Source organism: Christiangramia crocea, assembly GCF_022410465.1.
Classification (GTDB): Bacteria; Bacteroidota; Bacteroidia; order Flavobacteriales; family Flavobacteriaceae; genus Christiangramia; species Christiangramia crocea.
In genome coordinates this window covers 26023-46689 of the sequence record NZ_JAJSON010000016.1, presented here as the reverse complement: position 1 = coordinate 46689, position 20667 = coordinate 26023, and the positions used below count along the sequence as shown (strand labels likewise).

Here is a 20667-nt window from a genome sequence, read left to right as displayed (position 1 = left end):
TCATGGCCTTAGAAATGAAAGTTCCTTCTCCCGGGGAGTCCATCACTGAAGTTGAAATAGCTCAGTGGCTGGTAGAAGACGGGGATTATGTTGAAAAAGATCAGGCAATTGCCGAGGTAGACAGCGATAAAGCCACACTTGAACTTCCCGCTGAAGCCAGTGGTATAATCACCCTGAAAGCTGAAGAAGGGGATGTGGTAGATGTTGGAGAAGTGGTATGCCTAATCGATACCGATGCTGAAAAACCCGGGGATAAAGATGAGGAGAAGCCTGCCGAGAAGGAAGAAGAGGAGCGCCAGGAAAAAAAGGAAAACAAGGCAGATAGTGATAAAGCTGAGCCAAAGACCGAAGCACCTTCAAAAAGCAGTACTCCGTCTCAGAAGAAGGATACTTATGCAACCGGAAGTCCTTCACCTGCGGCGAAAAAGATACTTGATGAAAAAGGAATAGAGCCAAAAGAAGTGAAAGGTTCGGGTAAAGACGGGCGTATTACTAAAGAAGACGCTGTTGAAGCCAAAGCTTCTATGGGAACTCCCGGAACCGGAAAACGCGGTGAATCCCGTAAAAAAATGTCGATGTTCCGCCGTAAACTTTCTGAAAGGCTGGTGAGTGCCAAGAACGATACGGCCATGCTTACTACCTTCAACGAGGTAGATATGTCGCCGATATTCGCACTGCGTAAAAAATATAAGGAAGAGTTTAAGGACAAGCATGGTGTTAGCCTTGGGTTCATGTCATTCTTTACCATGGCTGTTGTTCGTGCACTAAGCGAATTCCCTGCAGTAAACTCCATGATTGATGGAAAAGAGGTGGTAAGCTTCGACTATAAAGATATTAGTATTGCGGTTTCGGGACCTAAAGGTCTTACCGTACCTGTGATAAGAAATGCAGAAAATCTAAGTTTCCGCGGAGTGGAGGCAGAAGTTAAACGTCTTGCCATTAAAGCGCGTGACGGAAAGATAACCGTGGATGAAATGACAGGAGGTACCTTCACCATTACGAATGGGGGAGTATTCGGATCCATGCTTTCAACGCCAATTATCAACCCGCCTCAGAGCGCTATTCTTGGGATGCACAATATCGTTGAGAGACCGGTAGCAATTGATGGTCATGTAGAGATAAGACCGGTGATGTATGTTGCACTGTCTTACGATCACAGGATCATTGATGGAAGAGAGTCGGTAGGATTCCTGGTCGCAGTTAAAGAAGCCCTGGAGAATCCTGAGGAACTGTTGATGGAAAATGATGTGAAAAGGGCTCTTGAGTTATAGGGAGTTCAGAAAAATAAATGAATAAAAAAGGTCCGCAGCGCGGACCTTTTTTATTTCTAACAAAATTAAAACAAAACTAACAAACGAACAACGTTTAAAATGAGAGCTCCTATCACCAGGATGGCTAGGATAACAAAGAAGATTTGGGATAGAAGCTTACTTTTGATGATGTATAAATTATTGTAACCATCCAAATCTATTGATAAAAGAGAAGCAGGTCAAAGGGGAATTTTCCCCTTATTTCAGGTAAAGAGCTTTGTTCTTATAATCTATGACCGCTTTTCCCTTTTTAAGCAGGTCTGCACCAATAATTCCATGCACCCTGTCGGCTTTATGGTTAATAAGGGCTTCATTAACATGTTTCAGGTCAAATAATACAAGGTCTACTTTCTTCTTTTTCCAGCCTTTTATTTCAATGCGGTTCTTCTGTGAGATCTGAGTAAGCATATTGGTCGCTCCTGCCCCGGCAGCTTTAATATCGCTATCTTCAGATAAGAGCTCAAAATGCTCCACCGCGTCCAGACCCACACAAGTGCTTGATGCCCCGGTGTCCAGGATAAAATTCCCTTCTATATTGTTGATCTTCGCTACCAGTTCCAGATGATTGGTTTTGGTATGTTTTAGTTTAATACTGTGGTAACCTTTTTCTTTAAGGAGCTTTTTCAAAGACATTTCTTTTTTTTTGTAAATATAAGGAATTCGCCCGGCTGGCATTGAGACTCTGAATATGATCATGCCAGTCAAAATTTTATGTTTCATTCTTTTAATGAATATAGATTTATTTTAAATTCGAAAGATTCAAAAACTTGAATTTAAAATTAAATAAAGACAGATAATGCAGAATAAAGTTCCTGCGCGATTACAAATATATTCCCTGGACCAGAAGAATTTGATAGGCATGTCTGTGTTATTTCTTCTGGCAGCATATTTTACCCTGAATTATATTTCCCATACTTTTTACAGTGGAGAATTGCTAGACAAAAGCAGTCCGGGTAATTGGTTATACTGGCTTAATTCCGTTCTTATGGCCGCAGTTGTATATTTCAATAAAAGGATCTTCAACTGGTCGTGGAGTGATCTGGGACTGGCCAAACCTGCTAACTGGTGGCAGCCGGTTCTGGTGGCGTTGGGATGTTTCGCATCTGTTCTTCTTTACTCTGCCATTATAGCTCCCTGGGTGAAAGAAACCTGGGGTGATCTAAACATTTCTCATTTATACGTATTAAAACAGAATTTACCTGAATTAATATCCGCGCTCGTTTCGGTGTGGATCACTGCCGCATTCCTGGAGGAACTTGTATTTAGAGCCTTCTTTATAAATTCTCTGGAAATTCTTTTCGGACCGGGAAAATGGTCTGCATTTATAGCAGTAGCAATAAGTGCTTTAATTTTTGGGGGTATTCATGCCTACCAGGGGATAAGTGGAATAATTACCACCACAATTATCGGGATAATATTTGGTATCGCATATATAATTAACGGGCACCGTATCTGGCCACTAGTTCTTGTGCATGGTCTTGTTGATACAATTTCACTTATTAGTATTTATAATATGTCTGTGTAACTATATTTAATTCGGCTAATAATTTTAAAATAGCTTTGTCTCGCAATAGGGAATCACTTAAACCAAATTTTTTCGTATCTTTTATATAACTAACTAAAACCAAAAAGATATGAAAGGCTCATCGGGAAAACGCAGGCTGGTAAAGAAATACGTGTCTGATTTCATCTTTTCTGAACGAACTCGTTTTGTACTTGATGGAACCAACTACAATCTTTCCGGCGATGATCAGGGAAGTAAATTCATCAAATTTCGCTTTGAGAAAAAATCCTTTAAACCAAAAAGGAAGTTTGTTTTCAAGTGTATTTACAAGATGATGAAGAACTTTCAACTGTCACTTAACTAGGCTGTTTAAGAATTCAGTAGAAAAAAACCCTTTCCTGTCAGGAAAGGGTTTTTTAGTTAAAATCATTTTTTTATTTATTCGTCATTTTCAGTGGAAGTTGTATCGCTGTGCTTCTCGGTTATGTTCATAAACCGCACCTTCCAGTCATTATCAGCCCGTTCCCATATTACCGTATAGGTTCCTTCATGAGGGGTGTTGAGACTGTCTTCTTTCACCATATGGCGGTAGGTTCCAACTTCATAAGCAATACTGTCACTTGAGTATTTAAGCTCCGGAGAGGTATTAAGATCTCTCATCATAGGAGCGCTGTTCTGGTACCAGGCACTTATACTATCTGACTCGAATGCCTCTCCATCCATATAAAGCACGGCATTACTGGCTGTAAGGCTCTGGAGCTTATCCGGATCATTAGCGTTCCAGGCGTCCATCCATTCCTTATTAGTTTCGGAAGGATCACGGACCTCCATTTCTTCCATATCGTCTGCTTCTTTTTTAGAATCATCACATCCTATAAAGCATAGAAGCGCGAATAAGGGGATTAACTTTAAAAATTTCATAGGTTGATTATTTTAAATTTACACTCTAAATTACTGATAAATAGTTAAATGAGTGAAAAATTATGATGATTTTAAATTATATGTTGAGAATCTGTTAATGATTTAAATCGGAAATCAGGATGGGCGTATACGGTGGGAGTTCTGAAAAAGGGAAGGGCAATAATTAATTTCAGACCGAAAAATACAATTCCTCCTGTAGTGGCCCTGCTTTAATAAGCTTATATAAAAATAATAGCCCTTACTATGTAAGGGCTATAACGATGTTTCTTCAGGATTTTTGCTCATTTATCCACCGGTCTATCTTATCTTCCAGTAACTTTAACGGAACACATCCTGTTTCCAGTACCTGTTTGTGGTATTCCCTGATATCAAAGTTTTCCCCCAGTTCTGATTTTGCTTTTTCCCGTAATTCCTGAATTTTCAGCTGACCGATTTTATAAGAGAGGGCCTGACCGGGATTAGCCATATATCTTTCAATCTCAGAGATCACACTGGCCTTAGGTTCGGCTTCGTTGTCCAGTGAATACTGGATCGCTTCTTCGCGGGTCCACCCCTTACTATGTAAACCGGTGTCAACCACCAGCCTTATAGCCCGGTGCATTTCGGCTCCAAGCATCCCGAAATACTGATATGGATCTTCAAAAAGGCCCAGTTCCTCTCCAAGGGATTCCGAATATAAAGCCCAGCCTTCACCATACCCGCTATACCAAAGGGTTTTTCTGAAATCTGGCAAATCTTCATTTTCCTGTGTAAGGGAGATCTGGTAGTGGTGCCCTGGTATGGCCTCATGCAGGAACAGGGATTCGTCACTGTAAATATTGTAGGCAGAAGCATCGGGAATAGGAACATAGAAGATCCCCGGTCTTGTACCGTCCAGGGAACCGGGATTGTATTCGGCGCTGGAAGACTCTTCCCGGAACTCTTCAGTTCTTCTAACTTCAAAAGGAGTTTTTGGCGTTACCTTGAATAATTTATCAATATTAGGCTTCATACGCTCATGAATTTCATTGAAATGAGCAATTACCTCCTCCGGACTGTCATATGGCATCAGTTCTTTGTTCTCTCTAACATAATTGAAGAAAGATTTAAGATCACCTTCATAGCCTACTTCTTCCTTTACTTTTTCCATTTCCCTTGAAATCCTCTCCACTTCGTCAAGACCTAACTGATGAATCTCTTCTGCTGTCATATTGGTAGTGGTATACAATTTTATCTGATGCCTGTAATATTCTTCCCCGCCGGGGATACCGGTAATTCCACTGGTCTCACGTCCTTTAGGAAGATATTCATCTTTCATAAAGGCATGCATTCTTTTATAGGCAGGGATCACTTTTTCAGTGATCATTTTTTCATATTCCGTGGTGATCCTTTCTTTTTCTTCTTCTGAAAAATCTTGGGGAAGCTTATCCAGGGGGCCATAGAAAAGGTGACTTTTCACATCTTCATTTGTCATAGCCTCCATTTGGGGAATCACTTTTCTAATAAGAGAAGCGGGAAGTACATAACCCTGCTCCATTCCTTCTCTCATGTTCTTTTCAGCAGATTCCATCCAGGTTAGAAAACCATCCACTCTTTTCAGCCAGTTTTCATAGTCCTCCATTGTTTTAAAAGGTTGCGCACTGGCTCCGCTGGCAAGTTGTCCCATAAACAGGTTTACCGACCACATCTGGTCTATCGGCATATATTTTTCCTTATTGAATTCCAGGGTTTCCAGATTCATCTCGCATTCCCATAAAAGGATCTCCTTGCTCATCCTTTCGCTTTCACTTAGATCTTCATCATTAATTTCTGAGACCTGATCTCGATAGGAGGTATAATAATTTCTCAGGCTGTCTTCATATTCTTCGGAAAGGAAATCAGGGAATTGATCGTTATATCGCATGTCCCCTGAGGTAGTGGCGCTTATCGGATTAAGCCGAAGCCCATCTTCATAATAGTTCTCAAGTATACTGTCAAACCTGGCACTTATGGCTGCCTTCTCATCGGTTTCCGCTGAACCTGACTTTTCATTTTTACATGCAGTTAAAGCTGAAACAAGAACGAATAGGAATAGAAATCTTTTTAACATGGCTGAAGCTTTTAAGGAATTCCTAAGATAAGGAAAACTTTATTCAGTTAAATCAATAAAAAAAGCCCCCGCAACAGTGGGAGCTTATTAATATCTCAAATCTAATTACCTTAATCTTTATTAGTATCTGTAATATTCGGGTTTGAAAGGTCCTTTTACTTCCACTCCTATATATTCAGCCTGATCCTGTTTCAGTTCGGTAAGCTCCACACCAATTCTTTCCAGGTGAAGTTTCGCAACCTTCTCATCAAGATGTTTTGGAAGCATATAAACCTTGTTTTCGTATTGATCGGTATTCTTCCAAAGTTCTATCTGAGCCAGCGTCTGGTTGGTGAAGGAGTTACTCATCACGAAGCTGGGATGACCTGTGGCACATCCAAGGTTTACCAGACGGCCTTCAGCAAGTAAGATGATGTCGTTTCCATTTACGGTATACTTGTCAACCTGTGGCTTGATCTCCACTTTGGTATTTCCATGATTCTCCTTTAACCAGGCGACATCAATCTCATTGTCAAAATGACCTATATTACAAACGATCGTCTTGTCTTTCATCGCCTCAAAATGCTTTCCGGTAACTATATCCTTATTACCTGTCGCAGTAATTACGATATCGGCCTTTGGAAGCACGGTTTCCAGTTTCTTAACTTCATAACCATCCATAGCTGCCTGAAGCGCACAAATAGGATCGATTTCAGTAACGGTAACTATAGAACCGGCACCTCTAAAAGAAGCAGCAGTTCCCTTACCAACATCTCCATATCCGCAAACCACTACACGTTTTCCGGCCAGCATTACATCGGTGGCACGGCGAATAGCATCTACCGAGCTTTCACGGCATCCGTATTTATTGTCAAATTTCGATTTGGTAACGGAATCGTTAACGTTGATGGCAGGCATAGGAAGGGTTCCATTTCTCATACGCTCATAAAGTCTGTGAACCCCGGTGGTAGTCTCTTCAGAAAGACCTTTGATGCCTTTCCCTAATTCAGGATATTCATCCAGTACCATATTGGTAAGATCTCCTCCGTCATCAAGGATCATATTCAATGGCTTACGTTCTTCCCCGAAGAAAAGAGTTTGCTCTATACACCAGTTGAATTCCTCTTCGGTCATTCCTTTCCAGGCATAAACAGAAATACCTGCAGCAGCGATAGCGGCGGCGGCATGATCCTGGGTAGAGAAAATATTACATGAACTCCAGGTGACTTCTGCACCAAGCTCTACAAGGGTTTCAATAAGAACCGCCGTTTGAATGGTCATATGTAAACATCCGGCAATTCTGGTTCCTTTTAAAGGCTTGGATTCTCCATATTCTTCACGAAGTGCCATAAGTCCCGGCATTTCGGCTTCTGCGAGTTCTATCTCTCTTCGTCCCCATTCAGCCAGGGAAATATCTTTTACTTTATACTTAGTATAAGGCACTGTTTTAGTCGACATATTATTATATTTGAATATTAGCGTTTAATCAGCTGCAAAAATACGGAAACTCTTAGAAAATTTATGCCTCTTTACAAAACAATAACAGTAAACAAGCATACTAAAGCCTTCATTTGGAAGGTGGAAGAACCTTACGAATGGCTCGCAGATGGAATCAGACTTACCCCGCACTGCCAGAGGCGGGTAGATGGAATGAAATCTGAGATCCACCGCCGCGGATTTATGAGTATCAGGCATCTAATGGCAGAAGCCGGATATGTAGATGAGGATCTTTATTATGATGATCTGGGCAAACCGCATCTTGTAGATAATAGATATATTTCTATCACCCATTCTTTCAATTTTACGGCGATCATTGTTAGTGATGATCATGTTGGGATAGATATTGAAAAGCAACGGGAGAAGATACTCAAGATAGCCAATAAGTTCACCCCGCTTGACGAATACCATACCCTGGCCAATGAAGATGCCCTTATAAGAAAACTTACCATTGTCTGGGGGGCGAAAGAATCGGTTTATAAACTTCTGGCCCAACCCGGGATCGGCTTTCTTCAACATATAAATGTGACCGATTTCGACTTTGACGATTCCAAAACCACCACCCATGTTAGATATAATGGAATTGATAGCTGGTTTGATATAGAATTCCTGGAATTCGAAAATTTCACCTGTGTATATGCCCTTCCTTCCGGCAATAACGGCGATTCATGATAACTGATGCTAACCTATGTTTGGCCGGGATCATAAGCGAGGTCAATATGAAACAGAAACTTTTGGCGGTGCTGATAGACCCCGACAAATTCGATGAAAATAATGCAAGTGGTTTTCTAAGCAATTTACCGGAAGTCACTACCCATATTTTTGTTGGCGGAAGTGTTGTTGCCGAAGGCCGGACCTGTGAAGTCGTAAAAATACTGAAGGACATAACGGAACTTCCTGTGATCCTGTTTCCTGGAGATCACAGCCAGATTTCGGGCCATGCTGATGCACTTCTTTTTTTAAGTCTTATTTCAGGAAGAAATCCGGAATATTTGATAGAGCAGCAAGTGAAATCTGTCAAAAAAATTAAAAATACCCAGCTGGAGATCATACCCACAGGGTATATACTTATCGATGGCGGAAAGAAATGTTCGGTCCATAAAGTGAGCAATACCATTCCTTTATCTCAGGATGATATCGAGAATATTGTGAATACCGCACTGGCAGGACAGTATTCAGGAAAAAAACTCATCTATCTCGAAGCAGGCAGCGGAGCTGAAACACACGTGTCTGAAGAGATTATCCGGTCGGTTAAGTCGGCGCTTGAGATCCCGTTGATCGTGGGAGGGGGTATTCGCAGCACTACGCAACTTCAGAATGCCTATAATGCAGGAGCCGATCTGGTTGTGATTGGAACTGCTTTTGAAAATGGTAGTTTCCGGGAATAGGTTCCTACTCTGCCCGGTCTGAAATATTTAATTCAAATTTCTTATTATTGGTTACCTCGCTTTTTAAGCACTTTGACATTCTCAATACCACAGTTGTCAACCTGAACTGTTTTCGGGGTCTACATAATAAGATACCCAATCATTTTCCGAGGTAATTATTTCAGTCATCAAACACAATGAGAGATCTCTACAACTTTATTTGCAGGTTTTTATTACTTTTTTGAGTTATGACACTTATAAGTGTTTGAAATTCAGTAAAGAGTATTAAATTTAAGGCTCTAACTTTGAATCAATTAATTATGAAAACTGAAAATCCCGTTGTTTGGTTCGAGATTTATGTGAATGATATGGACCGGGCGAAATCCTTTTATGAAAAGGTATTTCAGGTAGAGCTCTCACAGTTGTCCGATCCAACTGAAGAGGCCTTAAAAATGTGGGCCTTTCCAGGTGATATGGAATCTAAAGGAAAAACTTCAGGAGCTTTGGTACAGGCTCAGGGAGTGGAAGCCGGAGGGAATAGTACGATTGTATACTTTGCCAGTGAAGATTGTAGTATCGAAGAAGCCAGGGTGGAGGATGCCGGCGGCAAAGTGGAAAGATCTAAAATGTCTATAGGTGAATACGGTTTTATCAGCCTGGCGAAAGATACTGAAGGTAATATGATAGGAATACATTCAATGAAATAGCGATGGCTAATCTGTAAGGGTTTAATAACTTCAATTTTAAGGCTCAGTACAGGTTATGCTGAACTGGTTTCAGGGCCTTTTTACTTTCAACCTGCTTTATTAGTTCTTTCGAAATCATTGAGAAATCCAGGCTGGGACTTTTTTCAATCAGATTTCCCTGGCGAGGCCCTCCGTCGAAATGATCCGGTGCTTAAAACCTTTTTTCAGGTATGCATTTTCAATTCAGTTTTGGCTAACTTTGGACGGCAAAACAGAATTCCATGAACATTTCAGTAGAGCTCACCCTTAGTCCGCTTCAGGATGATTTTGAACCGGCGGTGACCAATTTCATAAAAAAAATGCGTGAATCGGGGCTTAAAGTAAAGGAAAACCCCCTAAGTACCCAGGTCTATGGCGATTATGATGAGGTAATGGGTTTGCTGAACAAAGAAATTAAAAATACGTTTGAGGTTATTGACCGGGGACTCATACATGTCAAAATCGTAAAATCTGATCTGAGCGACTATGCAGCCGATTTTTGATTTTTTCTTTGATCAGTATTCCGGGTATCCAACTTTTTTCATCGTTCTTGAGATCATCGCCGTGATCTTCGGATTTTTATCAGTCTGGTATTCCAAACAGAATAACATTCTGGTCTATCCAACCGGGATAGTGAGTACGCTAATCTTCGTTTATCTTCTCTGGCAGTGGGAACTTCTGGGAGATATGATGATCAACGCCTATTATTTTTCCATGAGTATATATGGCTGGTATATATGGACAAGGAAAGTGGATCCCACCCATTACACACCAATTACTTCTACCACGCACAGGGAGAAATATCAGTCGGTTTTCATATTTATCGCCACTTTGATCTTTGTATTTGGCGTATATGAATATTTCGATAAATGGAATAACTGGACGGCTTATGTAGATACGCTTACCACTGCTATTTTCTTTGTTGGAATGTGGCTTATGGCCAAAAGGAAACTGGAGAACTGGATCTACTGGATCATAGGTGATCTAATCTCGGTTCCTTTATATTTCTATAAAGGCCTTACCTTTACCAGCCTGCAATACCTGGTATTTACCATTATTGCCATTTACGGTTACAAAGCATGGAAAAGGAACTTGCGCAACGACCTGCGCCCTGCATAAAGATCGTCCTTTTTGGACCTGAATCTACCGGAAAGACCACTTTGTCTGAAGATCTTTCCGCATATTTCGGAGTGCCTCTTGTAAAAGAATACATGCGGAAATATCTTCAGGAGAAGTGGAATGCGGAAAAAGGATTGTGTGAGTCCAAAGACATTCTTCCCATTGCAAGAGGGCAGATGGAAACTGAAAACCGGCTTTCCGGCGAAGCCGAAGAACTTCTTATCTGTGATACCGATCTCCTTGAATTAAAAGTGTATTCCGAAGCCTATTATGATGGATGGAGCGACCCCCATCTTCTTAAACATGCGTTAAACAACCACTACGATTTATACTTTTTAACGTATATTGATGTTCCCTGGACTCCTGATGATCTAAGGGATAAGCCTCACGATCGTGAAGGTATGTTTCAGAGATTTAAAAATGCACTGGATCAGCATCAAAGACCTTATTTTATACTGAAGGGTAACAGGGAAGAGCGCCTGAATAGCGCCGTTAAAAAGATTAACCAACTATTAAAAGAAAATAACCGTGAATTTTAGTGAGAAGGATATACTGCAAATAGATGAAAAAGGACTTTCTACCAGGGAAGTAGAAGAACAGATAGAGATTTTTAAAAGAGGTAATATAAAAGTGAATATTACCGAGGCTGCAACCATAGGAAAGGGAATAAGCCAGATTGATGAGAATGAAAAGAAAGAGCTGATAAGTTTTTACGATTCTGAAAAGGATGATCATAGCATTCTGAAATTTGTTCCTGCCTCAGGAGCAGCTACACGAATGTTCAAGGCCCTCCATAACTTTGCAGATGAGTTTCAACCCGAAAAACAGGGGCTGAGAGCCTATCTTGATGAGAAGGGAGATAATGATCTTCAAAGATTTTTTAATCATATGGAGAAACTTCCTTTTTATGACCATGCACTGGAAAGAACTAAAAAGAACCATCCGGATTATGATTCCCTGTCTCATGACGAACAACATAAAATATTGGTTAAGACCATTCTCGAATCTGACGGACTTTACCTGAGCAATCTTCCCAAGGGGCTGGTGCCTTTTCATAAATATGATTCACATATTGCCACGGCTTTTGAAGAACATCTAATCGAAGCGGCAAAATATATAAGTGTGAAAGGTGTGGCCAAATTGCATTTTACGGTTTCCAAAGGAGATAAGGAGAAATTTCAGGGCGAATGGAAGGAGATCAGGGAGAGAGTGGAGGAGAAGACCGGGATTAAATTTGAAATAGAATATTCCTATCAGGACCCTAAAACCGATACCATAGCGGTTGATAATGATTTCAGACCTTTTAGAACTGAAGAAGAGGATCTTTTCTTCAGGCCGGGAGGTCATGGTGCCCTGATCGAGAACCTGAATCAGCTTGAGGAAGATATCGTTTTTGTTAAGAATATTGACAATGTAGTGACTGAAGATCAAATCCAGCTTGTGGTTGACTTTAAGAAAATGCTTGGGGGCAAGCTTTTCAGAGTTCAGAAAAAGATTTTCGAATATCTTGAAGTCCTTGACTCAGGCCACGTTACGGAAGATAAGCTTCAGGAGATACAGAGTTTTCTAAACAAAGAACTCTTTGTTAAGGAGACTTCCGGAGACAATGCTTCTGAAGATTATCTCAGAGAAAAACTTCACAGGCCGTTACGCGTTTGTGGAATGGTAAAAAATGAAGGAGAACCTGGAGGAGGACCGTTCCTCGTTAAGGATAAGAAGGGCACGATCTCACTTCAGATTATTGAAGGCGCACAGATAGATAATGAAAATCCGGAGCAGGCCAAAACAGCTAAGGAAGCAACGCATTTCAACCCGGTAGATATCGTGTGTAGCCTGAGAGACCATAATGGTAAAAGCTATGATCTTCACAGATATGTAGACCAGGAAATGAGTTTTATAGCTGATAAGACCAAAGACGGCAAGCCTTTAAAGGCACTTGAGCGACCGGGTCTCTGGAATGGAGGCATGGCAAAATGGAATACTATTTTTGTTGAGGTGCCGGTGGAAACCTTTAACCCCGTGAAGACGGTCTCCGACCTGTTGAAGGAATCTCACCAGCCTGGCTAGTATGGATCAGGACCTCATCCTCAGAGAGCTTGAGTATAAGGCAGTTCGCAGTTCCGGCCCTGGTGGCCAGCATGCAAACAAGACCGCAACCAAGGTGGAACTGGGCTTTGATGTTTTAAATTCAGAAGGTCTTTCAGAAGAAGAAAGGAACCTGTTGCAAAGGAAACTTTCCGGAAGGATAAATAAGGATGGGATTCTGAAGATGAGCAGCGAGGATTCCAGGAGTCAGTCTGCAAATAAAGAGACTGTAACCCATACCTTTTTTAACGAAGTGAAAGAGGCGCTTAAAAAACCTAAGAAAAGAAAGAGGACCAAACCTACTAAAGCTTCAAAAATCAAACGCCTGAAAGAAAAAAGAAAAAAGTCGGAGCTCAAGGCAAACCGGAAAGATCCGCTGAAATAGAAAACCGGGGATAATTTCCCCACTTTTTATGGGGAGTCTACAATTTTTCCGGCAAAATTCCACACCTCTAAAAATCTTATAATTTAGTTAACTATCTATTAGTCAGAGAACAATAGGTTTTGAATGTGCTTTTTTCTTACTGGTACGGTTTTTACAATGATTAAGATAGGTTAGTATTGGGAATGGAATGAATTGCTGACTGGCAAATTTATTCTGTTTTATAATTTAGATTTTCGGATTGAAAAGGCTCCAAACGGAGCCTTTTCTATTTATATACTTCAATTAAGGTTATAAGATCACTTAGTGCCTGCTAAAGATGAGGATGAATTTCCACAGATTCTGATGAAAATCTTTCAAACTTCTACATAAAATTTTGTGAAAAGATCAGATGGATATGTGTTAAGGTGTTGATTATTAAGCATTTTGTGATAATTGAATCAAAACGGCATAATTATTCCTCTATTACTAGTAATAAACAATATCACTAAAACTTAAATTATTATGAAAAAGTTTGCACTAAGTATCATGGCCCTTGGAGCTATGTTCTTCGCAACCCAGAACTTACAGGCTCAGGAAGAAGAAGAGATTGAAGAGATTGAAACCGAAGTTGAGGTGGAAGTGGAACAGGAGGAATTTGCTTCTGTAGATGTGACAGCTTTGCCACAGGCCGTAAAGGATGCTCTAATGACAGATTATAATGGTGCTGTAGCAACTGAGGCATGGGTAAAGACTAAAGACGATAAGAAAGTTTATAAGTTAAAGATTGATGTGAATGGAGAAATCGAAAAGGTCTATATAGATCAGGACGGTAAGTGGCTGGAAAAAGATGATAAGACAGACAGCGACAAGTAAATGCCCGGCAACGGAGAAACCAACTCCAGGGCAGCAGATCAATGAAAAATTTTGAAGGTATATCTATATCTACCCCGGTAAACTTGCAAAAAAGTGGCACATTTCAGGATGCATCCTGATTACTAACGACCAAAAACTAACACTAAAAACGCCGCTTTTTTGCTCGTTTATTTCAATAAGGAATTTCGGAAATCTGCAAAATGGAATCTAATTACAGACAATTTTTTATAAATTTAAATTTGTCAGGAAGAGAGGTTATTTTTAACCTCTCTTTTTTTATGTTTTCTTTTAAAAGTTAATGATTTAAAGATTATTACCTTTGTTTAGCTTTATTAAAATTGATGTATGTCTAAAGTTCTGGTAGTTGAAGATGATGTGGCATTTGGGACCATGTTAAAAACTTTTCTTGAGAAAAGGGATTATAAGGTAAAACTGGTCTATAATGCTTCCGAAGCCTTCAAGAAAATAGCCTCAGATAAATTCGATCTGGTCCTTACCGATGTTCGTTTACCTGATAATGATGGGCTTGATGTTCTGAAGAATGTCAAATCTGAAAATCCGGCTACCCAGGTAATAGTAATGACAAGTTATGCGGAGATAAGTATGGCTGTTGAGGCAATGAAGGAAGGAGCTTTTGATTATGTATCCAAACCTTTCAGGCCGGAATCCATTTTACAGACTATAGAAAATGCCCTGGAAACCAATGAAGTTGCTCCGGTGAAACCTAAAAAGGCCAAACCGGCGAAGAAAGAGAAAGGTGTCCTGAATGAAAATGAAGATCTTGTAAAAGGAGTAAGTGAACCATCCAGAAGACTGAACGATTATGTAGAACTGGTAGCCCCAACCAATATGTCGGTCTTAATTACAGGGGAGAGCGGGACGGGAAAGGAGCAGATAGCCAAGAGCATTCATTTGCAAAGCAAGCGGCATAACGCACCTTTTATTGCGGTAGATTGCGGGGCAATCCCCAAGGAAATAGCATCAAGCGAGTTTTTTGGACATATTAAGGGTTCCTTTACCGGAGCTATCAATGATAAAACAGGTCATTTTGAAGCTGCCAATGGAGGTACCTTGTTTCTGGATGAAATAGGGAATCTTACGTATGAACTTCAGGTACAGTTGTTAAGAGCGCTTCAGGAACGCAGGATTAAACCGGTGGGTAGCAATACCGAGGTTGATGTGGATATAAGGGTGGTTACTGCCACAAATGAGGACCTTGCAAAAGCTGTAAAGGAAGGAGAATTCAGGGAAGATCTCTATCACAGGCTAAATGAATTCTCTATCAAGGTGCCTGCGCTTAGAGAAAGAAAAGAAGATCTTATGCTGTTCGCAAACCAGTTTCTTAATGAGGCTAATGCCGATCTGGAAAAGAATGTGCTGGGCTTTACAGATGAAGCAATTCACGCCTTTCGTAATTACAATTGGCCTGGTAACTTAAGGGAACTGAAAAACATGGTAAAACGTGCCGTTCTTCTTACTAAGGATGAGCTTATTCCTCTTAAGGTATTACCTCATGAGATAGCTACTGCTACCCGTAATAATAATAATGAGAATGATTACGGATTATTCAAAAATAAGAATGAAGAACAGCTTATTCTGGATGCACTTGAAAAGACCGGGGGAAATAAAAGTAAGGCTGCACGTATGCTTTCCATAGACAGGAAAACGCTTTATAATAAACTGAAGCAGTACGGGATTAAGCTGTAGTGCCGGCCTCCAGGCTTGCCATTAACTCTCTGATATTCTTCCGGAACTTTTCGAATTCGGTTGAACTTACCGGTTCGTGATCTTCCATTTTTATTAGGACAGAGACCACTTCATTTGCCTTCATCTGTCGCAGCATAGGCAGCATCCGGTGGGCGAGTTTACCCATCTTATCTGTATCCTTTTCTCGGTAGGCGGTTTCCAGTTCGTTCAGACTGCTGCCGGCTCCTTCAAGAAATGCCTGTATGATGGTGTGCATTGCTTCTTCATCGCGTCCTGAAAATTCATAAATATCACGCAGATCATAATTTTCAGATCTAAGTTTTCCATTTTTTAAACTGTCGTCTTCCGCCTCAGATTTGTACTTTATGTGGAGATATTCCGCAATGTTTTTCTTTAATTCTGCTGGCTTATAGGGTTTTAAAAGATTGTTGTTAAAGCCGGCTTTGTTATAGGTCTCGCCCTTAACATCGGTACGTCCGGATAGCGCAATAACCGGGAGTTTTTCGAACTCCTTATTTTTCCGGATTTTTCTTATGAGCTCAAAACCATCCATAACAGGCATTTGTATATCGGTTAGAACAATATCGTAATCATCTGTTTGGAGTTTTTCCAGGGCAATCTTTCCATTAACAGCAGTACTGGTCTCCAATCCTATAGATTTTGCCAATTCTACCGTGAGGGATAATTGTCCCGGTTCATCATCTACTATCAGGGCTTTCATCCCAGCGTTTTCAATCTTCTCAGGCATGATGATTTCTTCTTCAGTGTTCTCTTCTTTTTCAAGATCCTCTCTTGCTTCAGAGAGCTTTTTCACCGGAATGGAAATGAGGAATTCACTTCCTTCTCCCGGTTCGCTTTCCACTTTTATTTCACCTTTTAAAAGTTCCGTTAGTCTCTTAGTTATAGCAAGACCCAGACCAGAACCACCAAATCGTTTTTCTATGCTGCTGTTTTCCTGAGAGAATTCTTCAAAAATATTGTCCTGCATTTCCTTTGAAATACCAATCCCGGAATCTTTTACGCTTATTTCCAGAATATGTTCATCGGTATGTAGCTCCCTGAGTTTTGCACTGATAATGATACTTCCCTCTTCTGTGAATTTCCAGGCATTGGAAATTAAATTAGCCAGTATCTGCTTGATCCTAAAGGGATCACTTTGTATCTGTGCATTGGTTTCCGGCGAAGTATTTATTTTAATGTTCACCTCTTTATTCTTCACAGCCGGGATGATATTGTTGACAGTATCTTCGATAAGTTTTCTTGGATTGAAAGAAATTTTTTCAACCAGCATTTTTCCGGCTTCCAGTTTGGATAGATCTAAAAGGTCGTTCACCAGCCTTAAGATAAATTCTGAAGATTTTCTGATCTGGTTAAGATAATGCTTCTGCTTTTCGTTAAGATCTGTTTTTCTGATGAGATCGGTATAACCCATCACCGTAGTAAGAGGACTTCGCAGGTCATGGGTTATCGCTGCCATGAACTGTTCACGCCGGGCCAGAAGTGATTCGGCAAACTCCTTGGCATCTTCCAGCTGAATCCTGTAACGCTGGCTTCGGGTAACATCACCAAGAATGTTAATAATGAAGAAAATGATGATAACCCCAATGATCAATCCTCCGATGATTACAATATTCGAGGTTTTATCCAGCATGCTCTGAAAGAGCTCTGCCCGCTCTACCGAATCTTCCCGTTCTTTCTTTTCCAGGCTGGAAAGTACATTACGCAGCTGCTGATTCAGGACCATATCATTGTTCAGCAGTTCATTTTCTTTCTGGATCACTTCATTTTGAAACTGCCGGTTGGCGAATTCCAGGTCGGTTAGGACTCTTTTAACCGATTTCACCAGGGAATCAAGACGTTCGGTGGTAATGCGTTCAGCATTGTCTTCTCTGGAATATTCCAGCCATTTTACCAGTACATCCTTCTGGTAGGGTTTAAGGTTCCTGAACCGGTTTTCGTAGTTATAATCTTTGAACGAAGCGTCAATATTTCTAAGCTCGGCAAGCGCCTTGGCATAATAGTTCGTATTCCTGTCGCTATCCCTTAAAGCAACCAGCTCCTTAAGGTTTTCTGTCTTTTGATCCAGCAGTTTGGAAATACTGTCCGCTTCATATTCCAGATCTATATTCTCATAACTGGCTTCCAGTTTTTCCAGTTTTGATTTTATAGAGTCTATCTGGGCGTTGTATAGCTCCAGTTCCTCCTCATCACCTGTCTGGATCAATCTCCGGCTGGTATTCTCAGATTCATTGAGGTCTGTGGTAACCTCACTAACCAGAATAAGCTGCTGGTTATTTTCTGTGTTGGATTGCGCAATTTCAGAATATGCTATTACCTGGTTGTGAATATACCAGACAGCAATTCCTGCCAAAATGGCTACGATTACATATCCGGCAACTACTTTAACGGTAATGGAGCGTCTGGAATTAAGCATTGTTTAAATTTATCTAAAATTAAGCCAATTCTTTCAAATCTCTTCAAATGTATTGGTTTTCTAAAAAAGCATCTTACATTTGCATCACAATCTCAAAAAGGGGTGCCGGGCTTAGGCGTGGCTGAGATCATACCCAATGAACCTGGGCAGGTAATGCTGCCAAGGGAATTGCGCTAAAGCGCAATGTAGGTACTCCTGATTATTGCCATAAAGGCATGTCAGGATTTTTTTATTTATAAACTTAAACCAGGAATAATCGCCCCTTTTTATTCGTAAAATTCATTACGGATGAAAAATGTATTATTTTTTTTGGGCCTTCTAGTACTTTCCATACAGGCCTATTCACAGGAATTCAAACTATCAGGAAAAGTTTCCGAAAACGGAGAGCCTATTGAAGAGGCTTCAGTCTATGTAAAGAGCACGGGTGCCGGAACACTTACCGATTCAAATGGAAATTATAGCCTGAGTCTTGAAGAAGGAACCTATACCATTGTATTTTCCTTTGGGAATCGGTTGACTAAAAAAGTGGTTTTAAATTCTAACAAAATAGTTGATATTGACCTTGCAGATGCACAGGAAAGCCTTGATGAGGTTTTTCTTTCTTCGGTTCGTGTCAATGCACAGTCGCCTATAACTTACAGTAATCTTACCAATGAAGAGATTGAGGATCGCAATCTGGGCCAGGATATCCCTGTGCTCATGAGCTATATGCCCAATGTGGTGACTACCTCAGATGCGGGAGCAGGAGTAGGTTACACCGGGATAAGAGTTAGGGGGAGTGACGCGACCCGGGTGAATGTTACTATTAATGGTGTTCCTTATAACGATGCGGAAAGTCAGGGGACTTTCTGGGTAGACCTTCCCGATTTCGCTTCTTCGGTAGAGAACCTTCAGCTGCAAAGAGGGGTTGGTACTTCTACCAATGGAGCGGGAGCCTTTGGTGCCAGTCTTAATATTCTCACAGATTCGTATAAGAAAGAGGCACAGGCAGAGATAGCGAATAGTGTGGGGTCTTATAATACGTTCAAGCATACAGTTAAATTCAGCACCGGTCTTATTAATGATCACTGGGAGATGGCGGGAAGAGCGTCTAAAATTCGCAGTGACGGGTATATAGACCGTGCAAGCAGTGATCTGAAATCCTATTTCCTTCAGGGAACTTATGTAGATGAGAATACTCTGGTTAAGGCCCTTGGTTTTGGAGGAAAAGAAAAAACTTACCAGGCATGGTATGGAATAGATGCGGAAACCCTTGAAAATAATCGCACTTTCAATCCTGCAGGGATCTATTTTGATGAAAACGGCACTATGAAATTCTACGATAACCAGACTGATAATTACACTCAGGACAATTACCAGTTATTGTGGAATCAGGATTACGGAACTAACTGGTCTTCGAATATTGCCGTTCATTATACCTATGGAAGGGGTTATTATGAGGAATTCAACGAAGATGCCGGCTTAACTAATTTTGGTCTTCAGTCTTTTGAGGCAAATGGGGAAGAGATAGCCTCTTCTGATCTTGTAAGCCGGAAATGGCTGGATAATGATTTCTACGGATCGGTTTTTAGTCTGAATTACCAGAACAGTAACTGGGATGTGACCCTTGGGGGTGGCTGGAATAAATATGAAGGCGATCATTTTGGAGAAGTGATATATACCAGGTTTGCCAGGAACAACGATCCTTATGAGCCGTATTATTTTGGGACTTCAGATAAGACAGATTTCAATATCTATGGAAAGGCCAATTTTGCAATAACCGAAAAGCTGGCGGGTTATGCCGATCTTCAGCTTAGAACGGTGCATTATGAGACAGATGGGATACTGGATGATGGAAGCCAGTTCCTGAATGACGATAATTTTAGCTTTTTCAATCCGAAGGCCGGACTCACCTATGAATTCAATCCGGCTAACCAGCTTTACTTTTCCTATGCAAGAGCGAACCGTGAACCGAGTCGTGCCGATTACAAGAACGGCGATCCCGAACCGGAAGAACTGAATGATTTTGAGCTTGGCTGGAGATTCAACAAGCCTTCGGTTCAGATCAATTCTAACCTTTATTTTATGGATTACCGTAATCAGTTAGTGTTAACAGGCGGAATTGATGATGTTGGGGCTTTTATACGGGAAAACAGTGGTAACAGTTACCGGTTAGGTCTGGAAGTGGATGCAACCGTCAGACTTTCAGATAAAATCACGTTAAGACCCAATATAGCCATTAGCCGGAATAAGAATGTTGATTTCGTTTCAACCTTTAATGGAGAACTGGTTGAGTATGGTGATACCGACATTTCTTATTCTCCGGGAATAGTTGCCGGTAACATTTTTAGCTATATGCCGACAGATGGTTTGGAACTGAATTTCTTCTCGAAGTATGTGGGAGAGCAATACATGAGTAATATAGAGACCGAAAACTCTAAGCTGGATGACTATTTCGTGAATGATCTTAATATTCAGTACAGCTGGGAGGGAGCCTGGTTGTTTCGAGAAGTTGTTTTAACCGCATTGGTGAATAACATTTTTGGGGAAGAATATGTCTCTAACGGATATTATTATACTTTTGACATTCCCAATGAAGATTTGCCTTCAGGAGTTCAAACCCTTGATGGAGCGGGTTATTATCCGCAGGCAACCACTAATTTTCTGCTCGGGCTTACTTTGAAGTTGTAAGTGACTTTGAAGCCTGTGAGCAGTAGCCTCCTTTTCATAAAGTA

Annotated in this window: 19 protein-coding genes; 14 read left to right on the top strand and 5 right to left on the bottom strand. The window is 40.8% G+C overall.

The features are described 5' to 3' along the window. Positions 1-2: 2 nt before the first annotated feature. Entirely contained in the window at positions 3-1271 is a 1269-nt protein-coding gene (odhB, locus tag LU635_RS06185) for a 2-oxoglutarate dehydrogenase complex dihydrolipoyllysine-residue succinyltransferase (RefSeq protein WP_240097267.1), read from the top strand. A gap of 237 nt (positions 1272-1508) precedes the next feature. On the opposite strand, the gene LU635_RS06180 is transcribed toward odhB, so the two are convergent. Next, positions 1509-1943: a retropepsin-like aspartic protease gene (locus tag LU635_RS06180; protein WP_240097773.1), complete on the bottom strand. Its 435-nt coding sequence runs from the start codon at positions 1941-1943 to the stop codon at positions 1509-1511. Positions 1944-2106: 163 nt separating this feature from the next. On the opposite strand from LU635_RS06180, the gene LU635_RS06175 reads away from it, so the two are divergent. Continuing rightward, entirely contained in the window at positions 2107-2835 is a 729-nt protein-coding gene (locus tag LU635_RS06175) for a CPBP family intramembrane glutamic endopeptidase (protein WP_240097265.1), read from the top strand. 109 nt (positions 2836-2944) lie between these two features. Beyond that, on the top strand, positions 2945-3178 hold the full coding sequence (locus LU635_RS06170) for a hypothetical protein (protein ID WP_240097263.1): 234 nt from the start codon (positions 2945-2947) through the stop codon (positions 3176-3178). A gap of 74 nt (positions 3179-3252) precedes the next feature. Here LU635_RS06170 and LU635_RS06165 read toward each other — a convergent pair whose 3' ends face one another. The 3 genes from LU635_RS06165 to ahcY all read right to left on the bottom strand — a co-directional run bounded on the left by LU635_RS06165 (position 3253) and on the right by ahcY (position 7240). Beyond that, a complete protein-coding gene (locus LU635_RS06165; RefSeq protein WP_240097262.1) occupies positions 3253-3735 on the bottom strand; it encodes a YybH family protein in 483 nt (160 codons plus the stop codon). Positions 3736-4003: 268 nt separating this feature from the next. Continuing rightward, positions 4004-5803, bottom strand: a complete 1800-nt coding sequence (locus LU635_RS06160; RefSeq protein WP_240097260.1) for a DUF885 domain-containing protein — start codon at positions 5801-5803, stop codon at positions 4004-4006. Between the two features lie 120 nt (positions 5804-5923). Further along, positions 5924-7240 (bottom strand): adenosylhomocysteinase, encoded by a 1317-nt coding sequence (ahcY, locus tag LU635_RS06155; protein ID WP_240097258.1) that lies wholly within the window; start codon positions 7238-7240, stop codon positions 5924-5926. Positions 7241-7303: 63 nt separating this feature from the next. Between ahcY and LU635_RS06150 the strand changes: the two genes are divergently transcribed. From LU635_RS06150 to LU635_RS06105, 10 genes are all read left to right on the top strand, one after another. Further along, entirely contained in the window at positions 7304-7951 is a 648-nt protein-coding gene (locus LU635_RS06150) for a 4'-phosphopantetheinyl transferase family protein (RefSeq protein ID WP_240097256.1), read from the top strand. Further along, positions 7948-8667, top strand: coding sequence for a phosphoglycerol geranylgeranyltransferase (locus LU635_RS06145; protein WP_255749470.1), 720 nt, complete (start codon positions 7948-7950; stop codon positions 8665-8667). Before LU635_RS06150 ends, LU635_RS06145 begins: the two co-directional genes overlap by 4 nt. Before the next feature lie 299 nt (positions 8668-8966). Beyond that, positions 8967-9353, top strand: coding sequence for a VOC family protein (locus LU635_RS06140; RefSeq protein WP_240097253.1), 387 nt, complete (start codon positions 8967-8969; stop codon positions 9351-9353). Positions 9354-9613: 260 nt separating this feature from the next. Continuing rightward, the gene (locus LU635_RS06135) at positions 9614-9874 is read left to right on the top strand and encodes a thiamine-binding protein (protein WP_240097252.1); all 261 of its coding nucleotides are present in this window, start codon (positions 9614-9616) and stop codon (positions 9872-9874) included. After that, positions 9858-10490 carry a nicotinamide riboside transporter PnuC gene (gene pnuC / locus LU635_RS06130; protein WP_240097251.1) on the top strand — a complete coding sequence of 211 codons (633 nt, stop codon included), beginning with the start codon at positions 9858-9860 and terminating at the stop codon, positions 10488-10490. The genes LU635_RS06135 and pnuC overlap by 17 nt, the downstream gene beginning before the upstream one ends. Then, positions 10451-11029 carry an AAA family ATPase gene (locus LU635_RS06125; protein ID WP_240097250.1) on the top strand — a complete coding sequence of 193 codons (579 nt, stop codon included), beginning with the start codon at positions 10451-10453 and terminating at the stop codon, positions 11027-11029. The genes pnuC and LU635_RS06125 overlap by 40 nt, the downstream gene beginning before the upstream one ends. Further along, positions 11019-12557, top strand: a complete 1539-nt coding sequence (locus tag LU635_RS06120; RefSeq protein ID WP_240097249.1) for a DUF4301 family protein — start codon at positions 11019-11021, stop codon at positions 12555-12557. Before LU635_RS06125 ends, LU635_RS06120 begins: the two co-directional genes overlap by 11 nt. A gap of 1 nt (position 12558) precedes the next feature. Then, on the top strand, positions 12559-12960 hold the full coding sequence (arfB, locus tag LU635_RS06115) for an alternative ribosome rescue aminoacyl-tRNA hydrolase ArfB (protein ID WP_240097248.1): 402 nt from the start codon (positions 12559-12561) through the stop codon (positions 12958-12960). Positions 12961-13461: 501 nt separating this feature from the next. After that, positions 13462-13812, top strand: coding sequence for a hypothetical protein (locus LU635_RS06110; RefSeq protein ID WP_240097247.1), 351 nt, complete (start codon positions 13462-13464; stop codon positions 13810-13812). Positions 13813-14157: 345 nt separating this feature from the next. After that, positions 14158-15519, top strand: a complete 1362-nt coding sequence (locus LU635_RS06105; protein ID WP_240097246.1) for a sigma-54-dependent transcriptional regulator — start codon at positions 14158-14160, stop codon at positions 15517-15519. Here LU635_RS06105 and LU635_RS06100 read toward each other — a convergent pair. Then, complete coding sequence (locus tag LU635_RS06100; RefSeq protein WP_240097245.1) at positions 15509-17953, bottom strand: ATP-binding protein; 2445 nt, start codon at positions 17951-17953, stop codon at positions 15509-15511. The two genes, LU635_RS06105 and LU635_RS06100, sit on opposite strands and share 11 nt — an antisense overlap. Positions 17954-18241: 288 nt before the next feature. Between LU635_RS06100 and LU635_RS06095 the strand changes: the two genes are divergently transcribed. Then, positions 18242-20623, top strand: coding sequence for a TonB-dependent receptor (locus LU635_RS06095; RefSeq protein WP_240097244.1), 2382 nt, complete (start codon positions 18242-18244; stop codon positions 20621-20623). Positions 20624-20667 lie beyond the last annotated feature (44 nt).